The following is a 17,908-nucleotide window of genomic DNA, read 5'->3' on the forward strand; positions in this document are numbered from 1 at the left end:
TACACTGCCCGCATGGACTGGCTCGACGAGGTCAAGTGGGATGCGCAGGGCCTGGTGCCTGTGATCGCGCAGGAGGTCGGCAGCAACGACGTGCTGATGTTCGCCTTCATGAACCGCGAGGCGCTGGCGAAGACCGCCGAACTCGGCGAGGCGGTCTACTGGAGCCGCTCGCGCGGGCGGCTGTGGCACAAGGGCGAGGAGTCCGGCCACTTCCAGAAGGTGCACGAGCTGCGCCTCGATTGCGACAAGGACGTGGTGCTGCTCAAGGTCACGCAGCTCGGCCACGAGCCCGCGCAACCGTCGATTGCCTGCCACACCGGGCGCCACTCGTGTTTCTTCCACAAGCTCGAAGGCGGCGCCTGGCACGAGGTCGAGCCGGTGCTGGTCGACCCGGAACGGATCTACAAGTGAGCGACACCTCCGACGACACGCTGGCGCGACTGGCCGCGGTGATCGAGTCCCGCAAGGGCGGCGATCCGGACAAGAGCTACGTGGCGCGCCTGTTCGCCAAGGGCGGCGACGCGATCTACAAGAAGATCGGCGAGGAGGCCACCGAGACGGTGATGGCCTGCAAGGACGGCGTGCCGGAGAAGATCGTCTACGAGGTGGCCGACCTGTGGTTCCACAGTCTGGTCGCACTGGCCGCGCACGGCCTGGCGCCCGCCCAGGTGCTGGCCGAGCTGCGCCGCCGCGAGGGGCTGTCGGGCCTCGAGGAGTTCGCGCTGCGCAAGGCACAATCCCGCGACAAGGAGGACAAGCCGACATGAACGACGTCATCCAGACCGCCCCGGCACCGGCGCCCGACGCGGCCAAACTCGAGAGCCTGAAGCAGCTCACGATGATCATCTACGTGCTGTACGCCTGCAGCCTGTTCGTCGGCTTCACCGGCATCGTCGCGATCGTCATGAACTACGTGAAGCGCGACGACGCCGCCGGCACCCTCTACGAGAGCCACTTCACGTGGCAGATCCGCACCTTCTGGTGGGGCCTGCTGTGGGCGGTGCTGGGCTTCCTGACGGTGTGGCTGCTGGTCGGCTTCGCGATCCTGTTCGCCAACTTCGTGTGGTGCGTCTACCGCATCGTCAAGGGCTTCCTGAACTGGAACGACGGCAAGCCGATGGTGGTGTGAGATGAGCGCCGATCCGAACTGCATCTTCTGCAAGATCGTGGCGGGGCAGATCCCGAGCCGCAAGGCCCACGAGGACGACGAGCTGATCGTGTTCCACGACATCGCGCCCTGGGCGCCGGTGCACGTGCTGATCGTCCCGAAGCAGCACATCGCGACGATGTACGACACCGACGCCTCGCACACCGCCATGCTCGGCCGCATGACCGCGCTGGCGCCGGTGCTGATGCGCCAGCTCGGGGTGACGAACGGATTCCGCATCGTGGTGAACACCGGCCATGACGGCGGCCAGGAAGTCCAGCATGTCCACATGCACGTCATGGGCGGACCGCGCCCCTGGGCCAAGGGTTGAACCGCGCGCCGCGCACGGGCGAACCCGGACCCTCCCCTAGAATCAAAGGCTTGCCGGCATGGTCGCCGGCTGGAGAGTAGACATGGGTTCATTCAGCATCTGGCATTGGCTGATCGTGCTGGTCATCGTGCTGCTGGTGTTCGGCACGAAGAAGCTCAAGAACCTGGGCTCGGACCTGGGCGGTGCCGTCAAGGGCTTCAAGGACGGCATCAAGGACGGCGCCGCGGGCGAGACGCCGCCGGCCAACCCGGCGCAGCAGGTGACGGCCAACAAGGCCGCCGACCCCAACACCGTGGACGTCGAGGCCAAGACCAAGTCCTGAGCCGCGGACCTGGGCCTGCCGCTGCATGATCGACTTCGGCTTCGACAAGCTCGCGCTGATCGGGGCGGTGGCGCTGATCGTCATCGGCCCGGAGAAGCTGCCGCGCGTGGCGCGCACCGTCGGGCACCTGCTGGGCAAGGCGCAGCGCTACGTGGCCGATGTCAAGGCCGAGGTCAACCGCTCGATCGAGCTCGACGAGCTGAAGAAGATGAAGACGCAGGTCGAGGAGGCGGCGCGCGACGTCGAGCAGTCGGTGTCCAGCCAGATCCACCAGACCACGGCCGAGCTCGACCGCAGCTGGCAGGACGCTACCGCCGGGCTGACCGACACCTCCGCATCCTCGTCCGACACCCTGGCCACGCCCGTGCCCGAGTACAAGCCGCCGAAGAAGAACTGGCGCGTCAAGCGCGGCGCGGTGCCGCAGTGGTACAAGCAGCGCCACGGCGTGCGGGGCAAGGCCCAATCTGGCGCGGCGCGGGTGGCGCGCTTCCGGCCGCCGCGGCCGGGCGCCTGAGGCGGCGATGAGCACGTCGCCCGACGAGAAGCCCGACGAACTCGCGGGCACCGAACAGCCGTTCGTCTCGCACCTGATGGAGTTGCGCGACCGGCTGGTCAAGTCGCTGATCGCGCTGGCCGTGGTGTTCGGTGCGCTGTGCCTGTGGCCCGGCATCAATGCGCTGTACGACCTGCTGGCCCAGCCACTGACCAGCCACCTGCCGCCGGGCACCAAGCTGATCGCCACCAACGTCTTCTCGCCCTTCCTGGTGCCGCTGAAGATGACGCTGATGTCGGCCTTCCTGGTGGCGCTGCCCTACCTGCTCTACCAGGTCTGGGCCTTCGTCGCGCCGGGGCTGTACTCGCACGAGAAGCGCATGGTGCTGCCGCTGGTGGTCTCGAGCACCTTGCTGTTCTTCGTCGGCGTCGCTTTCTGCTACTTCGTCGTGATTCCGGCGCTGACCTCGTTCATCGTCAGCATCGCCCCGAGCTCGGTCAGCGCGGCGCCGGACATCGAGCAGTACTTCGGCACGGTGCTGACGCTGTTCCTGATCTTCGGCATCGCCTTCGAGGTGCCGGTGGCGGTGGTGGTGCTGGCGCGGCTGGGCGTGGTGTCGATCGTGCAGCTGCGCGCCTGGCGGGGCTATTTCGTCGTCGCCGCGGCCATCGTCTCGGCCATCGTCACGCCGCCGGACGTGATCTCGCAGCTCTCGCTGCTGATCCCGCTGGTCGTGCTCTACGAGTTCGGCATCGTCGCGGCCCAGCTGTTCATCAAACACACCCGGGCACCGGCCGAGGAAGGCCAGCCGGGCGCCTGAGGCACCCGCGCGGCCGGGTCACTGCGGCTGGCGCGTGCGCGCCTTGGGCCGCTGGGCGACCTTGATGCTGAGCTCGAGCGCGCGTTCGCCGCGCTGCACGCCGACCACCGCCGTCTCGTTGGGCCGCAGGCCCGCCACCGCATTGAACAGCTGGGCGGTGTTGGCCACCGGCCGGTCGCCGATCTTCACCACCACGTCGCCCGGCCGCATGCCGCCCTCGGCGGCCGGGCCGCTCTGCAGCACGCCGGTGATCAGCACGCCCTGGCGGATCGGCAGATTCAGCGTCTGCGCGATCTCGGGCGTCAGGTCGCGCGGCTCCACGCCGATCCAGCCGCGCGTCACCTGGCCGTCCTTGATCAGGCCGTCCATCACCTGGCGCGCCGTGCTGACGGGAATGGCGAAGCCGATGCCCATGTTGCCGCCGCTGCGCGAGTAGATCGCGGTGTTGATGCCGATCAGGTTGCCGCGCGCATCCACCAGCGCGCCGCCGGAGTTGCCGGGGTTGATGGCCGCGTCGGTCTGGATGAAGTTCTCGAACAGGTTGATGCCGAGCTGGTTGCGCCCGAGCGCGCTGACGATGCCGGACGTGACCGTCTGGCCCACGCCGAACGGGTTGCCGATGGCCAACACCACGTCGCCGACCTGCAGCGCGTCGGCGTCGCCGAAGCCGATCGCCGGCAGCCGCTCGAGCTCGACCTTGAGCACCGCCAGGTCGCTTTCCGGATCGGTGCCCACCAGCCGGGCCGTCGCGGTGCGGCCGTCGGCGAGCTGCACCTCGATGTCGTCGGCGCCTTCGATGACGTGGTTGTTGGTCAGCAGGAAGCCGTCCGGCGTGACGATCACGCCCGAACCGAGGCCGACCTGGGGCTGCGAGAACTGCTCGGCACGGTCGCCGAAGAAGAAGCGGAACCAGGGGTCGTTGGACTGCGCCGAGCGCTGCGGTGCCTTGCGCGCGGTGATGCTCACCACCGAGGGCGTGGCCCGCTGTGCGGCGGCGGCGTAGCTCGCCGCCGGCGCGGAGCCGGCCGGCGCGGGCGCCGGCAATGCCACGGCCGGCGTGGGCGGTGGCGCGACCGCCGGCACGGCCGGCACCGGCCAGGCGCCGTCACGCGGCAGCCATTGCGGCTTGAGCGTCGCGACGACGAACAACACTGCCACGGCGACCGTCACCGCTTGCGAGAAAATCAGCCAGGTCCTGCGCATCTGAGCCCCACTCGAAAGACCGTTCCATGGCCCTTCGCTCCGAGATCGAATCGCACCTCTTCGTCCTGCTGGACACGGGGCGTTTCCGGGATTATGGGCCGAACGGTCTCCAGGTTGAGGGCAAACCCGAGGTCCGCAAGATCGTCTCGGGCGTCACGGCCAGTCTGGCGCTGATCGAGGCGGCCATCGCGGCGCAGGCCGATGCCATCCTGGTACACCACGGCCTGTTCTGGAAGGGGCAGGACGGCCGCCTCACCGGCTGGCTCAAGGCGCGCGTCGAGAAGCTGCTGGCGCACCAGGTCAACCTGTTCGCCTACCACCTGCCGCTGGATGCGCACCCGGAGTTCGGCAACAACGCGCAGTTCGGCGCCAAGCTCAAGCTGGTGCCGGACGGACGCTTCGGCGAGCAGGACCTCGGCTTCATCGGCAGCCCGGCGCAGCCGCTCACGCTGGCCGCGCTGACGGCGCTGCTGCAGTTCCGCGTCGGCCGCCCGCCGGTGGTGGTGGAGGGCGACGGCCGGCCGCTCAGGCGCATCGCCTGGTGCACCGGCGGCGCCCAGGGCTACTTCGAGGCGGCCATCGCGGCCGGGGCCGACGCCTACATCACCGGCGAGATCTCCGAGCCGCAGGCGCACTACGCGCGCGAGACCGGCGTGGCCTTCCTGGCCTGCGGCCACCATGCCAGCGAGCGTTTCGGCGCACCGGCCGTGGCGGCGCAGGTGGCGCAGCATTTCGGCCTGGAGCACGAGTTCATCGACATCGAGAATCCGGCGTGAGCGCGGGCCGCCTGCCGCTGGCGATCACGATGGGCGATGCCTGCGGCATCGGGCCGGAGATCATCGCGAAGCTGTTCCGTGACGGGGCGGCCGACGGTTGCCTGGTGCTCGGCGATGCCGGCGTGATGCGTGCCGCGGCGCGGCTGGTCGGCGCGCTGCAGGCGGTGGCGGTGCTCGAGTCGCCGCAGGATCTGGGCGGTGTGCCGCCGCGCGCCATTGCGGTGCTGCCGGTGCGCGGCCTGCCGGAAGGCCTGGCGCAGCTGCCGACCGGGGGCGTCGAGGCCCGGGCCGGCGCCGCCGCGGCGCGCTGCATCGAGCAGGCGGTGACGCTGGCGCGATCCGGTGCCGTGGCCGGCATCGTCACCGCGCCGATCCACAAGGAGGCGCTGGCGGCCGCCGGCATCGGCTACCCCGGCCACACCGAGATGCTGCAGGCGCTGGCCGCCTCGGGCGGCACGCCGGCGCCGGTGCGCATGATGCTGGCCAACGACGAGCTGCGCACGGTGCTGGTGACGATCCACCAGTCGCTGCGCAGCGCGGTCGACGCCGTCACCTTCGAGGCCGTGCTGGAGACCATCCGCATCGCGCATGCGGCCGCGGCGCGCTGGGGCCAGCCGCGGCCGCGCATCGCGGTGGCCGGGCTGAACCCGCATGCCGGCGAGGGCGGGCTGTTCGGCGACGAGGAGATCCGCATCATCGCGCCGGCGGTGGCGGCGGCGCGTGCCGAGGGCATCGATGCACGCGGGCCGTTCGCGCCCGACACTGTGTTCATGCGCGCCCGCCACGCGCCACCGGCCCACCCGGGCGAGTTCGACCTCGTGGTCGCGATGACACACGACCACGGGCTGATCCCGGTGAAGTACCTCGGCGTCGAGCAGGGCGTGAACGTGACGCTCGGCCTGCCCTTCGTGCGCACCAGCCCGGACCACGGCACCGCGTTCGACATCGCCGGGCGCGGCGTGGCCGATGCGTCCAGCCTCGCGGCGGCGGTCAGGATGGCGCGGGTCCTGGCGGGCGCCGCGGCGCCCGGGCTCAGTGCCGCGTCGCCGGCACCTTGAGCGCGGCGAGCTGCTTGCGCGCCCGCGCCGTCGCCCGCTCGATCAGGTAGCTGCTCTCGTAGGCGCGCATGCGACCGGTCTCGCACATGCGCGAGAGCATGCGCGCGGTCATCGAGATCGTCTCCTGGTGCTTCTTGCCGTGCGAGAAGACGAAGAAGCTGCGGCCCGGGCTGACGTAGGTGAGCCGCACCTTCTGCCACTGGTCCTTCAGCAGCATCTGGTAGGCGAAGCCGAGCTTGACGTGGTCCATCAGCTGCGGGCCGCGCGTCGGCTCCGCCGGTTCGGCCGGTGACAGGCCGAGGTCGATGTCCAGCCCGAGGTCGACCGGCGCCGAATCGCCCGCCTCGAGCTCGGCCTCCACGTCGGCGCCGGCCGGGGCATCGGGGGCGGCCGGATCGCCGACCTCGATGTCGACCTGGCCATTCCAGTCAACCGCGCTCTCGGGCACGAGTCCGACCTGCTTGGCCTCCTCGGCCGTGAAGCGCTTCTCGACCAGGGCGGTCTCGGCTTCCGGCACCATGTCGGCCACCGAGAGCGACTCGACCCCCGGCACGGTCGTCGCGAAGATGCCCTCGATCTGCTTGGCCAGCAGGTTGTGGTCGAGTTCGGACAGCGGCGCCGCCTTGAGCGACTCGGCGTGCGCCGGCAGCAGCTGGCCGAAGAAGGCCTTCTGCGCCGGCTCGGGCCAGCCGATCAGCGCCATGCCCTCGTTCAGGTCCTTCATCAGCGGCGGCAGCTGCATCAGGAACTTCTTGCGCAGCGCCGGCGAACCCTTGGGCTGCACGCTCATCACCAGGTCGCGTGCGACGCGCTTGAAGCGCTGGAAGCGGTCCGAGGCCGGCCCGTCGCGCCGCACCGCCAGCACCAGCGCCTGGCTCCACACCTGCGAGAGGAACTCGCGCAGGTAGGGCGCCAGCGGGATCGGCTTGAGCGCGGCGGTGAGCTGCAGCATGTAGCGCTGCTGGATGCGCAGCTCGGATTCCTTGTTCTCCAGCGTGGTCGCTGCCGGGCTGGCCTGCACCTCGCCCTGCGTCTGATCGGCGATGAAGCGCTCGAGCTCGTTGAGCTTGGCGCTGTAGAGCTCGATCTGGTCGAAGTCGCCCTCGACGATCTCCTGCACCAGCGAACGCACGCGGTCGAGGAACTGCTTGCCCGGGCCGTCGTCGAACTCATCGAAGGCCAGCGCCAGGGAGGCGATGCGGTTGACGAAGCGCCGCACCGGATGGCGTCGCGACGAGAAGAAGGTGGCATCGGCCAGCGCGACGCGCAGCACCGGCAGCTGCAGGCGCGCGATCTGGCGCGCCATCTGCGGCGGCACGCGCGGGTCGGCCAGGATCTGGTCGAACAGGCTGCCGACCACGTCGATGACCATGTGGTCGAGCTTGCCGGCCGAGGCCTGCAGCAGCTCGTCGCGGTGTGCCCGGATCAGGTTGACCGCCACCCCGCCGTGCAGCGCGGCCTCGTCCGCGCCGGCACCGAAGCCGTGGCCGCCCGGGGCCAGGGCCCCGCCCAGGCCGCCACGGCCGCTCGTTCCGGGCAGCACCACGTCGGGCATCGCCGGCACGTCGTCGAACTCGCCCGGGCGGCTGGCCAGCGCCGTCAGGCGGCGCAGCAGGTTCATCAGCTGGGCGTCGGCGCGTGCGCGGGCGCCGGGCGAGAGTGCTTCGTTCGCCGAGCCATGCCCGCCGCTGCGTCCGATGCCTGGCGCGGGGTAGCCGCCATGGCCGCTGCCGGGCACGCCGGCCAGCCCCGGCCCGCCGCGCCAGGACGGCACGGCCGCGCCCGCGGGCGCGCCGCCGCTGCCCGGGTCGAAGCTTCCGGGGTGGCTGGTGTAGCCGCTGTGCCCGCTGTGCCCACCGTGTCCGCTGTCGCGCAGCGTCGAGTAGCCGGAGTTGCCGGCGCCGGGCAGGTGGAAGCCGGGCCCGTCGCCCATGCGCGGGTTCAGGCCGAGCGGCTGCACGCCGCGCCCTTGCAGGTCGCGCGCGATGTCGGCGTAGCACTGCTTCATCGCCTTGGCCACGGCCTGGCCGAGCTCGCGCGCCAGCAGCTTGCGCGACTCGCCGTCCTTGGTGGTCGACTCGATGGCGCGGTACAGCGCCGCACCGACCACCTGCGGGCGCAGCGGGCTGCGGTCCTCGTCGGGCCGGCCGGTGCGCAGCAGCGAACCCAGGTGGGCGGCGACGTCGCGCTGCTCCCACTCGGCTTCCTGCAGGATGGCCTGGGCGATGCGGCCGGAATGGAGCTGCTCCTCGACCTCCTGGTCACCCACGAGGCTGAGCGACGTCCAGTCGGTCACCTCCAGGCGGCGCCGGCCGTCCTCGCGCGGCGCCAGGTCCTTGGCGATGCTCTCGCGCAGCGTCTCGCGGAAGGTCAGGTGGAACGAGGCCATGCCGCGCCGCAGCTCGAACTGGGTCGACAGCAGCAGGTCGCGCTCGGCGATGCGGGTGGCCGACAGCGACAGCGTGCCGAGCAGGTCCGCCACCCGATCCACCACCTGGGCGACGGCGTTCTTGATCAGGTTGACGGCCGCGTCCATCGCGGCCTGCTGGCGGGGATCGATCGGGCTCATCGGCTGGCTGGAAACGCACGCGTGCGTGCCCCGCCCGAGGCACGGGCGGCAGCGAAGTATGAGCCCAAAGAACGGCCGCCCGTTGTGCGGTCCGTCACGCCGGCCCGGCGGCTGCCGGCTTGACGGCCGCGGACTACTTCTTCAGCGCGTCGCGGATCTCGCGCAGCAGCACGATGTCCTCCGGCGGAGCGGCGGGGGCCGGCGGGGCCGCCGGCGCCTCCTTCTTCAGCCGGTTGATCTGCTTGACCATCATGAAGATGATGAAGGCGAGGATCACGAAGTTGATCGCCACCGTGATGAAGCTGCCGTACGCGAACACGGCGCCGGCCTTCTTCGCATCCGCGAGGTTGGTCACGGTCTGGCCGGCCAGCGGGATGAAGTAGTTCGAGAAGTCCAGCCCGCCGAGCAGCTTGCCGACGATGGGCATGATCAGGTCACCGACGATCGAGTCGACGATCTTGCCGAAGGCGCCTCCGATGATGACGCCGACCGCCAGGTCGACGACATTGCCCTTCATCGCGAATTCCTTGAATTCGGTCGCGAATCCCATCGTGATCTCCTCTCTCGTTGAAGTGCGCCGGCGGCGCGGTGACTTGTGATCGGGGTGCGGCAGTATTCCTGCGATCGTCCGGAAGTCAAGCCGGCCGGGGAGGCTTGACGTGTCCGTTAGAATGCCGGGTTGACCCTGATCCGCAGCGAATCCCAGAGAAACTCCCCGAGGACCTTCATGAGTGACAGCCCCGTCGACAGCGGCAAGCGCACCTGGCTCATCGCCTCAGGTTGCGCCGGTGCCGTGGGGGTCGGCTTCACCGCCGTGCCCTTCGTCAGCAGCTTCCAGCCCTCCGAGCGCGCCCGTGCCGCCGGTGCGGCCGTCGAAGTCGACATCAGTGCACTCAAGCCGGGCGAGAAGCTCACCGTCGAGTGGCGCGGCAAGCCGGTGTGGATCGTGCGGCGAACGCCCGAGCAGCTGGCCGAGCTGCCCAAGCTGGACGCCCAGCTGGCCGACCCGAAATCGCAGCGCAACCCGGGCGAGCTGACGCCGGAGTACGCGCGCAACGAGCACCGCTCGATCAAGCCGGAGGTGCTGGTGGCCGTGGGCATCTGCTCGCACCTGGGCTGCTCGCCGAGCGACAAGTTCCAGCCTGGCGCGCAGCCCTCGCTGCCCGACGACTGGGCCGGCGGTTTCCTGTGTCCCTGCCACGGCTCGACCTTCGACATGGCCGGCCGCGTGTTCAAGAACAAGCCCGCGCCGGACAACCTCGAGGTGCCGCCGCACATGTACCTGTCCGACACGCGCCTGCTGATCGGCGAGGACAAGAAGGCCTAACCCCCAGGACCCGGACGCACGACCATGGCTGAATTCAAGGAAGTTCCCGCCGACGCACCGGTGGCCCAGAAGGTGACGGTCTGGTTCGAGAACCGGTTCCCGACCGCCTTCTCGGAATACAAGAAGCACATGTCGGAGTACTACGCTCCGAAGAACTTCAACGTCTGGTACTTCTTCGGCTCGCTGGCCATGCTGGTGCTGGTGATCCAGATCGTCACCGGCATCTTCCTCGTGATGCACTACAAGCCCGACGCGGCGCTGGCCTTCGCCTCGGTCGAGTACATCATGCGCGACGTGCCCGGCGGCTGGATCATCCGCTACATGCACTCGACGGGCGCCAGCGCGTTCTTCGTCGTGGTCTACCTGCACATGTACCGCGGGCTGATCTACGGCAGCTACCGCAAGCCGCGCGAGCTGGTGTGGATCTTCGGCTGCGCGATCTTCCTGTGCCTGATGGCCGAGGCCTTCATGGGCTACCTGCTGCCCTGGGGCCAGATGAGCTACTGGGGCGCGCAGGTGATCGTCAACCTGTTCTCCGCGATCCCGCTGATCGGGCCGGACCTGGCGCTGCTGATCCGCGGCGACTACGTCGTGAGCGACGCGACGCTGAACCGCTTCTTCAGCTTCCACGTGATCGCCGTGCCGCTGGTGCTGCTCGGCCTGGTCGTGGCGCACCTGCTGGCGCTGCACGACGTCGGCTCGAACAACCCGGACGGTGTCGAGATCAAGGGGCCGAAGGCGCCGAAGGATGCACAGGGCCATCCGCTGGACGGCATCCCGTTCCACCCGTACTACACGATCCACGACATCATGGGCGTGGCGGTGTTCCTGTTCGTGTTCAGCGCGATCATCTTCTTCGCGCCCGAGCTTGGCGGCTACTTCCTCGAGTACAACAACTTCATCCCGGCCGATCCGCTGCAGACGCCCGCGCACATCGCGCCGGTGTGGTACTTCACGCCGTACTACTCGATGCTGCGCGCCATCACCAGCGAGATGATGTACGTGCTGGTGGCCTGCGTGCTGCTCGGCGCGCTGCTCGGCGTGGCCAAGGCGAAGGTCTCCGCGGCGCTGAAGGGTGCGGTGGTGATCGCCGCGCTGGTGGTCGTCGCGCTGATGCTCAGCATCGACGCCAAGTTCTGGGGCGTCGTCGTGATGGGCGGCGCGGTGATCATCCTGTTCTTCCTGCCCTGGCTGGATGCGAGCCCGGTGAAGTCGATCCGCTACCGCCCGGGCTGGCACAAGTATGTCTACGCCGTGTTCGTGATCAACTTCCTGATCCTGGGCTACCTCGGCGTGCAGCCGCCCTCGCCGATCGGCGAGCGCGTGTCGCAGGTGGGCACGCTGTTCTACTTCGGCTTCTTCCTGCTGATGCCCTGGTGGAGCCGGCTGGGCGAATGCAAGCCCGTGCCCGAGCGCGTGACCTTCGCTGCCCACTGATGCCAGGGAAGAACGAGACCATGAAGAAGATCCTCCTTTCCCTGCTCCTCGCCCTCGGCCTCGCCGGCGGCGCTGCCGCGGCCGGCGGCAGCGCGCACTGGGACAAGTTCCCCGAAGGCAAGGTGAACGACCTGGCCGCGCTGCAGAACGGCGCCAAGCTGTTCGTCAACTACTGCCTGAACTGCCACTCAGCCGGCTACATGCGCTACAACCGCCTGCGCGACATCGGCCTGAGCGAAGAGCAGATCAAGAAGAACCTGATGTTCGCCACCGACAAGGTCGGCGAGACGATGAAGGTCACGCTCGACCCGAAGCAGGCCAAGGAGTGGTTCGGTGCCTTGCCGCCCGACCTGACGCTGATCGCGCGTTCGCGCGCCGGTGCCGGCGGCAGCGGCGCCGACTACCTGTACACCTACCTGCGCACCTACTACCGCGACGACACCAAGGCCACCGGCTGGAACAACCTCGCGTTCCCGAGCGTCGGCATGCCGCATGTGCTGTGGGAGCTGCAGGGCCAGCGCGTCGCGAAGTTCGTCGACGAGAAGGACCCGCACGACCCGAGCAAGACGGTGCACCGCTTCGCCGGCTTCGAGCAGCTCACGCCGGGCCAGCTCGACCCGCGCGAGTACGACGAGGCGGTCGGCGACCTGGTGGCCTTCCTGCAGTGGATGGGTGAGCCGGCCGCCGGCCAGCGCGTGCGCATCGGTGTCTGGGTGCTGCTCTTCCTCGCCTTCTTCACCGTGATCGCCTGGCGCTTGAACGCCGCCTACTGGAAAGACGTGAAGTGAACCCTCCCGTGCCCGCCGGCGTGAGCGCGCCGACGGGCCGCCGCGCAGCGGCGCCGCCCGCCAGGGGGCCCGCTGCGTTCGTGTCTTTGGACTCCCGCAAGGAGAGCGCGCCATGATGGTGCTTTATTCCGGAACCACCTGCCCCTACTCGCACCGCTGCCGCTTCGTGCTGTTCGAGAAGGGCATGGACTTCGAGATTCGCGACGTGGACCTGTTCGCGAAGCCCGAGGACATCGCGCTGATGAACCCGTACAACGAGGTGCCGATCCTCGTCGAGCGCGACCTGATCCTGTACGAGTCGCACATCATCAACGAGTACATCGACGAGCGCTTCCCGCACCCGCAGCTGATGCCGGGCGACCCGGTGGCGCGCGCGCGGGTGCGGCTGTTCCTGTTCAACTTCGAGAAGGAGCTGTTCAGCAACGTCAACATCCTCGAGTCGCGCGGCATCAAGCCCAACGACAAGCAGCTCGAGAAGGCGCGCGCGCAGATCCGCGACCGGCTGACCATGCTCGCGCCGATCTTCGTCAAGAACAAGTACATGCTGGGCGACGACTTCTCGATGCTCGACGTCGCGATCGCCCCGCTGCTGTGGCGCCTGGACTACTACGGCATCGACATGTCGAAGAACGCCGTGCCGCTGCTGAAGTACGCCGAGCGCATCTTCTCCCGCCCCGCCTACATCGAGGCGCTGACGCCGTCCGAGAAGGTGATGCGGAAGTAGACTGGCCGGCATGAGCACCCCGCCGAGCGCCGGCACCGGCACCTCGACCCGCCCGTACCTGATCCGGGCGCTGCACGACTGGTGCACGGACAACGGCTTCACCCCGTACATCGCGGTGTTCGTCGACGGCTCGGTGCAGGTGCCGGTGGAGTACGTGAAGAACAACGAGATCGTGCTCAACGTCGGCTTCGAGGCGACCAGCGCGCTCAAGCTCGGCAACGAGTACATCGAGTTCAAGGCCCGCTTCGGCGGGGTCTCGCGCGAGATCGTGGTGCCGGTCGACCACGTGATCGCGATCTACGCGCGCGAGAACGGGCAGGGCATGGCCTTCCCCGTGCCCTCCGAGGCGCCCGCGGGCATGCAGCCGGCGCCGCTCGACGCGGCCGCCGCCGCTCCGCGCACGCCGCCTCACCTGGCGGTCACCGACGGAGGCTCGCGGGGCGACGCCGAGGGGGCCACGGAGCCGCCCGAGCCGCCCTCCGGCGGACGGCCCTCGCTCAAGCGCATCAAGTAGCAGCGCGCCTATACTGCGGCGCCCCCGGTGGCCGTGCCGGCTTAGCTCAGTTGGTAGAGCACCCGCCTTGTAAGCGGAAGGTCGTCCGTTCGATTCGGACAGCCGGCACCATGTCACGCTCCGGCCCGGTTTGCGGCGGTGCGCCGGAAAGGGTTGAAACGTCCTGTCAGGGCGTTTGAACCTTGATGCGGATTGCGCTAACCTGCCAGCCCCGCTGCTGAAGAATCGCTTCCAGTCGGGGCCTGAGCTGGCGCAGCTTGGCCGCCACCGCGGCATTGGCCGCCAGCACAGACCAGCCCTCGGCATCGACCGGCCCCGGCGCGACCTGATTCGCGAGCCCCGGGGGGAGGCTGGCCCGGATGGCCTCGAACCGCTCACCCGACTCCTTCAGCCGCTCGCGCAAGGCCGCCAGCGGCGCGCTGCGACGCAGGGCTTCCGCCACCGGCATCGAGTCCGGCACCAGCGGAGGGGACTTGAGGTGGTTGGGACTCACGACTGGAGTGTAGCGATGCAGATCATGATCACGCACGGCACGCTGGCGCGCACGCGGGTGATGCATTTCAATCGCTGGCAGGCCGCGCTCGCGCTGTTTGCGCTGGTGGTGGTGCTGATGTCGCTGTCGGGCGCGATCTACCACTTCGTCTTCCTCAAGGCCGCACGCGAGGGCTGGCCGGTGGTCAGCCAGATCGTGCGCCTGGTGGTGCGCGACGAGTTCGCCCAGCGCGACCGCTTCCTGCGCGCCAACCTCGACGCGATGGCGCAGAAGGTCGGCGAGATGCAGGCGAAGCTGGTCAAGCTCGAGGCCATGGGCGACCGGGTCGCCGGGCTGGCGGGCGTCAAGGCGGACGAACTCAAGCCGCTGCGCCCGGCCACGGCGGCGTCGGCCGGCGGCGCGCAGGGCGGGCCGTACGTGCCGCCGCAGGCCGCCACGCTGGAGCAGCTGACCGGGATCATCGACTCGCTCGACGAAACCGCCGATCGCAGCACCGACCTGTTCACGCTGATCGAATCGCGCCTGATGGAGTCGCGCCTGCATGCGCTGACGATCCCGAACAGCGCACCGGTGGCCGGGACGATCGGATCCGGCTTCGGCTTCCGGGAGGATCCGTTCACCGGCCGGGCCGCGCTGCACACCGGGCTGGACTTCCCGAGCGACGTCGGCACGCCGATCATGGCCGCCGCCGGCGGCGTGGTGCTCAACACCGAGCATCACCCGGCCTACGGCCAGATGATCGAGGTCGACCACGGCAACGGCCTGGTCACCCGCTATGCCCACGCGTCGCGGCTGCTCGCCCGCGCCGGCGACATCGTCAAGCGCGGGCAGACGATCGCCGAGGTAGGCAACACCGGCCGCTCGACGGGGCCGCACCTGCACTTCGAGGTGCTGGTCGACGGCGTGCCGCAGGACCCGGCCAAGTTCCTGGCCGGCGGCGAGCCGGGCGCCCAGGCCAAGGCGGGGCGCCGCCAACGGCGCCTGGCGGTCGCGGAGTAAACTTACAGGCTTTGGCTGAACGCCGCGCGCCTTGCATCGGCAAGGTGCGCCCCCAGATGCCGACCTACGTGCGCCGTCGTGCCGCGGCCGGTGGCTGCGGGGCCGGCGAGCCCCCTCAGAAGAACGCCGCCGCCGTCGTCGCATGTTGCCCAAGCTCCTCACCTCCATTTTCGGCAGCCGCAACGAGCGCCTGCTGAAGCAGTACCGGCGTGTCGTCGCCCAGATCAACGCGCTGGAGCCGACGTTCGAGACGCTGTCGGACGAGGCGTTGAAGGCCAAGACCGACGAGTTCCGCGCCCGCCACGCCAAGGGCGAGACGCTCGACGCGCTGCTGCCCGAGGCCTTCGCCACCGTGCGCGAGGCCGGCAAGCGCTCGCTGAAGATGCGCCACTTCGACGTGCAGCTGATCGGCGGCATGGCCCTGCACAACGGCAAGATCGCCGAGATGCGCACCGGCGAGGGCAAGACGCTCGTGGCCACGCTGCCGGTCTACCTGAACGCGATCTCCGGCAAGGGCGTTCACGTCGTCACGGTCAACGACTACCTGGCCCGCCGCGACGCCGAGTGGATGGGGCGCCTGTACAACTTCCTCGGCCTGTCGGTGGGCGTGAACCTGCCGCAGATGCCGCGCGAGGACAAGCAGGCCGCCTACGCCGCCGACGTCACCTACGGCACGAACAACGAGTTCGGGTTCGACTACCTGCGCGACAACATGGTGCAGGACACGGCCGACCGCGTCGCGCGCGGCCTGAACTACGCGATCGTCGACGAGGTCGACTCGATCCTGATCGACGAGGCGCGCACCCCGCTGATCATCAGCGGCCAGGCCGAGGACCACACCGAGCTGTACGTGCGCATCAACGCCGTGGTGCCGCAGCTCAAGCGCCAGGAGGGCGAGGCCGACCCGCGCACCGGCGAGGGCGTCAAGGTGCCGGGCGACTTCACGGTGGACGAGAAGAGCCACCAGGTCTTCCTCACCGAGGCCGGCCACGAGAACGCCGAGGCCATCCTCGCCCAGGCCGGGCTGCTGGCCGAGGGCGCGAGCCTGTACGACCCGGCCAACATCACGCTGATGCACCACGTGTACGCGGCCCTGCGCGCGCGCCACCTGTACCACCGCGACCAGCACTACGTGGTGCAGAACGGCGAGGTGATCATCGTCGACGAGTTCACCGGCCGACTGATGACCGGCCGGCGCTGGAGCGACGGCCTGCACCAGGCGGTGGAGGCCAAGGAGGGCGTGAAGATCCAGAGCGAGAACCAGACGCTCGCCTCGATCACCTTCCAGAACTACTTCCGCATGTACGGCAAGCTGTCCGGCATGACCGGCACGGCCGACACCGAGGCCTACGAGTTCCAGGAGATCTACGGCCTCGAGACCGTGGTGATCCCGCCGAACCGGCCGACCATCCGCAAGGACGAGCTCGACCTCGTCTACAAGTCCGAGCGCGAGAAGTACGACGCCGTCACCAAGGACATCCGCGACTGCCACGAGCGCGGCCAGCCGGTGCTCGTGGGCACCACCTCGATCGAGAACTCCGAGAAGGTCTCGGCGCTGCTGACGAAGGCCAAGCTCGAGCACCAGGTGCTCAACGCCAAGCAGCACGAGAAGGAGGCGCAGATCGTCGCGCAGGCGGGTCGCCCGGGCGTGATCACGATCGCCACCAACATGGCCGGCCGCGGCACGGACATCGTGCTCGGCGGCAACGTCGAGAAGCAGATCCAGTTCCTCGAGGCCGACGAGTCGCTGCCGCCCGAGGAGAAGGCCGCGCGCGCGAAGCAGCTGCAGGACGAGTGGCAGAGCCTGCACGAGAAGGTCAAGGCGCAGGGCGGCCTGCGCATCATCGCCACCGAGCGCCACGAGTCGCGCCGCATCGACAACCAGCTGCGCGGCCGCTCCGGCCGCCAGGGCGACCCGGGCTCCTCGCGCTTCTACCTGAGCCTCGACGACCCGCTGATGCGCATCTTCGCCGGCGACCGCGTGCGCGCGATCATGGAGCGGCTGAAGATGCCCGACGGCGAGGCCATCGAGGCCGGCATCGTGACGCGCAGCATCGAGAGCGCGCAGCGCAAGGTGGAGGCGCGAAACTTCGACATCCGCAAGCAGCTGCTCGAGTACGACGACGTCGCCAACGACCAGCGCAAGGTCATCTACCAGCAGCGCAACGAGATCCTCGAGGCGCAGAGCCTGAACGAGCAGATCGCCAACCTGCGCGCCAGCACGATGACCGACGTGGTGCGCACCTTCGTGCCGGCCGACAGCGTCGAGGAGCAGTGGGACCTGCTCGCGCTCGAGAAGACGCTGCGCGAGGAGTGGCAGCTCGAGGTACCGCTGGCTGCCGAGGTGGAGAAGAGCAGCAGCATCACCGACGAGGACGTGGTCGAGAAGGTGATCAAGGCCGCCGACGCGCATTTCCAGGCCAAGCTCGAGCGTGTCGGCGACGCGCAGTTCACGCCCTTCATGCGCATGGTGCTGCTGCAGTCGATCGACTCGCACTGGCGCGAGCACCTCGCCGCGCTCGACTACCTGCGCCAGGGCATCCACCTGCGCGGCTACGCGCAGAAGAACCCGAAGCAGGAATACAAGCGCGAGGCCTTCGAGCTGTTCTCGCAGATGCTCGACCTGGTGAAGATGGAGGTCACGCGCATGCTGATGACCGTGCGCATCCAGACGCAGGAGGAGGCCGCCCAGGCCGCCGAGGCGATCGAGGAGGCGGCCGAGCGCATCAGCAACGTGACCTACCGCCACCCCACCGAGGACGGCGGCGAGGCCGAGGAGACCGACGTCGCCACGCTCGCCGCCCAGGTGCCCAAGGTGGGACGCAACGACCCCTGCCCGTGCGGCAGCGGCAAGAAGTACAAGCAGTGCCACGGCCGGCTCGCCTGAGCGGCTGATCGATTCCGGGA

General features: G+C 69.3%; 20 protein-coding genes and 1 tRNA gene. 17 read left to right on the forward strand and 4 right to left on the reverse strand.

Annotation, left to right across the window (positions count from 1 at the left end; genetic code table 11):
• Window positions 1-12: 12 nt before the first annotated feature.
• The 7 genes from hisI (at window position 13) to tatC (ending at window position 3,113) form a co-directional block, all read left to right on the forward strand.
• Window positions 13-411 (forward strand): phosphoribosyl-AMP cyclohydrolase, encoded by a 399-nt coding sequence (gene hisI / locus D9C15_RS21755; protein ID WP_112188115.1) that lies wholly within the window; start codon window positions 13-15, stop codon window positions 409-411.
• Window positions 408-767 carry a phosphoribosyl-ATP diphosphatase gene (locus tag D9C15_RS21760; protein ID WP_128000569.1) on the forward strand — a complete coding sequence of 120 codons (360 nt, stop codon included), beginning with the start codon at window positions 408-410 and terminating at the stop codon, window positions 765-767. The genes hisI and D9C15_RS21760 overlap by 4 nt, the downstream gene beginning before the upstream one ends.
• Complete coding sequence (locus tag D9C15_RS21765; RefSeq protein WP_205854870.1) at window positions 764-1,129, forward strand: DUF4870 family protein; 366 nt, start codon at window positions 764-766, stop codon at window positions 1,127-1,129. Before D9C15_RS21760 ends, D9C15_RS21765 begins: the two co-directional genes overlap by 4 nt.
• 1 nt (window position 1,130) lies before the next feature.
• Window positions 1,131-1,478: a histidine triad nucleotide-binding protein gene (locus tag D9C15_RS21770; protein WP_128000570.1), complete on the forward strand. Its 348-nt coding sequence runs from the start codon at window positions 1,131-1,133 to the stop codon at window positions 1,476-1,478.
• 82 nt (window positions 1,479-1,560) lie between these two features.
• Window positions 1,561-1,800 (forward strand): Sec-independent protein translocase subunit TatA, encoded by a 240-nt coding sequence (gene tatA / locus D9C15_RS21775; RefSeq protein ID WP_128000571.1) that lies wholly within the window; start codon window positions 1,561-1,563, stop codon window positions 1,798-1,800.
• Window positions 1,801-1,825: 25 nt separating this feature from the next.
• A complete protein-coding gene (gene tatB, locus D9C15_RS21780; protein ID WP_128000572.1) occupies window positions 1,826-2,314 on the forward strand; it encodes a Sec-independent protein translocase protein TatB in 489 nt (162 codons plus the stop codon).
• A gap of 7 nt (window positions 2,315-2,321) precedes the next feature.
• Window positions 2,322-3,113 carry a twin-arginine translocase subunit TatC gene (gene tatC / locus D9C15_RS21785; RefSeq protein WP_128000573.1) on the forward strand — a complete coding sequence of 264 codons (792 nt, stop codon included), beginning with the start codon at window positions 2,322-2,324 and terminating at the stop codon, window positions 3,111-3,113.
• A gap of 18 nt (window positions 3,114-3,131) precedes the next feature.
• Here the strand turns inward: tatC and D9C15_RS21790 are convergent, their stop codons facing one another.
• Window positions 3,132-4,316, reverse strand: coding sequence for a S1C family serine protease (locus tag D9C15_RS21790; RefSeq protein ID WP_128000574.1), 1,185 nt, complete (start codon window positions 4,314-4,316; stop codon window positions 3,132-3,134).
• Between the two features lie 26 nt (window positions 4,317-4,342).
• Here D9C15_RS21790 and D9C15_RS21795 point away from each other — a divergent pair, with 26 nt between their 5' ends.
• Together D9C15_RS21795 and pdxA are read left to right on the forward strand one after the other, a co-directional pair.
• On the forward strand, window positions 4,343-5,092 hold the full coding sequence (locus D9C15_RS21795; protein ID WP_128000575.1) for a Nif3-like dinuclear metal center hexameric protein: 750 nt from the start codon (window positions 4,343-4,345) through the stop codon (window positions 5,090-5,092).
• On the forward strand, window positions 5,089-6,150 hold the full coding sequence (gene pdxA / locus D9C15_RS21800) for a 4-hydroxythreonine-4-phosphate dehydrogenase PdxA (protein WP_259372612.1): 1,062 nt from the start codon (window positions 5,089-5,091) through the stop codon (window positions 6,148-6,150). Before D9C15_RS21795 ends, pdxA begins: the two co-directional genes overlap by 4 nt.
• Here the strand turns inward: pdxA and D9C15_RS21805 are convergent.
• Both D9C15_RS21805 and mscL read right to left on the reverse strand, forming a co-directional pair.
• A complete protein-coding gene (locus tag D9C15_RS21805) occupies window positions 6,125-8,719 on the reverse strand; it encodes a DUF1631 family protein (protein WP_128000576.1) in 2,595 nt (864 codons plus the stop codon). The genes pdxA and D9C15_RS21805 overlap by 26 nt on opposite strands.
• A gap of 133 nt (window positions 8,720-8,852) precedes the next feature.
• Window positions 8,853-9,269 carry a large conductance mechanosensitive channel protein MscL gene (gene mscL / locus D9C15_RS21810; RefSeq protein WP_128000577.1) on the reverse strand — a complete coding sequence of 139 codons (417 nt, stop codon included), beginning with the start codon at window positions 9,267-9,269 and terminating at the stop codon, window positions 8,853-8,855.
• 177 nt (window positions 9,270-9,446) lie between these two features.
• Here mscL and petA point away from each other — a divergent pair, with 177 nt between their 5' ends.
• The 6 genes from petA to D9C15_RS21840 all read left to right on the forward strand — a co-directional run bounded on the left by petA (window position 9,447) and on the right by D9C15_RS21840 (window position 13,620).
• The gene (petA, locus tag D9C15_RS21815; RefSeq protein ID WP_128000578.1) at window positions 9,447-10,046 is read left to right on the forward strand and encodes a ubiquinol-cytochrome c reductase iron-sulfur subunit; all 600 of its coding nucleotides are present in this window, start codon (window positions 9,447-9,449) and stop codon (window positions 10,044-10,046) included.
• Between the two features lie 24 nt (window positions 10,047-10,070).
• Window positions 10,071-11,483 carry a cytochrome b gene (locus D9C15_RS21820; RefSeq protein WP_128000579.1) on the forward strand — a complete coding sequence of 471 codons (1,413 nt, stop codon included), beginning with the start codon at window positions 10,071-10,073 and terminating at the stop codon, window positions 11,481-11,483.
• A 20-nt stretch (window positions 11,484-11,503) separates the two neighbouring features.
• A complete protein-coding gene (locus D9C15_RS21825; protein ID WP_128000580.1) occupies window positions 11,504-12,271 on the forward strand; it encodes a cytochrome c1 in 768 nt (255 codons plus the stop codon).
• A 112-nt stretch (window positions 12,272-12,383) separates the two neighbouring features.
• Window positions 12,384-12,995: a glutathione S-transferase N-terminal domain-containing protein gene (locus tag D9C15_RS21830; RefSeq protein ID WP_128000581.1), complete on the forward strand. Its 612-nt coding sequence runs from the start codon at window positions 12,384-12,386 to the stop codon at window positions 12,993-12,995.
• Between the two features lie 10 nt (window positions 12,996-13,005).
• Entirely contained in the window at window positions 13,006-13,509 is a 504-nt protein-coding gene (locus D9C15_RS21835; RefSeq protein WP_128000582.1) for a ClpXP protease specificity-enhancing factor, read from the forward strand.
• A 35-nt stretch (window positions 13,510-13,544) separates the two neighbouring features.
• Window positions 13,545-13,620 (forward strand) — tRNA-Thr (locus D9C15_RS21840).
• A 55-nt stretch (window positions 13,621-13,675) separates the two neighbouring features.
• Here D9C15_RS21840 and D9C15_RS21845 read toward each other — a convergent pair.
• Window positions 13,676-14,002, reverse strand: coding sequence for a DciA family protein (locus D9C15_RS21845; protein WP_240668507.1), 327 nt, complete (start codon window positions 14,000-14,002; stop codon window positions 13,676-13,678).
• 15 nt (window positions 14,003-14,017) lie between these two features.
• Here D9C15_RS21845 and D9C15_RS21850 point away from each other — a divergent pair, with 15 nt between their 5' ends.
• Both D9C15_RS21850 and secA read left to right on the forward strand, forming a co-directional pair.
• On the forward strand, window positions 14,018-15,001 hold the full coding sequence (locus D9C15_RS21850; protein WP_128000583.1) for a M23 family metallopeptidase: 984 nt from the start codon (window positions 14,018-14,020) through the stop codon (window positions 14,999-15,001).
• A gap of 142 nt (window positions 15,002-15,143) precedes the next feature.
• Window positions 15,144-17,888, forward strand: a complete 2,745-nt coding sequence (gene secA / locus D9C15_RS21855; RefSeq protein ID WP_128000584.1) for a preprotein translocase subunit SecA — start codon at window positions 15,144-15,146, stop codon at window positions 17,886-17,888.
• Window positions 17,889-17,908 lie beyond the last annotated feature (20 nt).

The sequence above is a fragment of the Piscinibacter defluvii genome (assembly GCF_004011805.1).
GTDB classification, from domain to species: Bacteria; Pseudomonadota; Gammaproteobacteria; order Burkholderiales; family Burkholderiaceae_C; genus Piscinibacter; species Piscinibacter defluvii.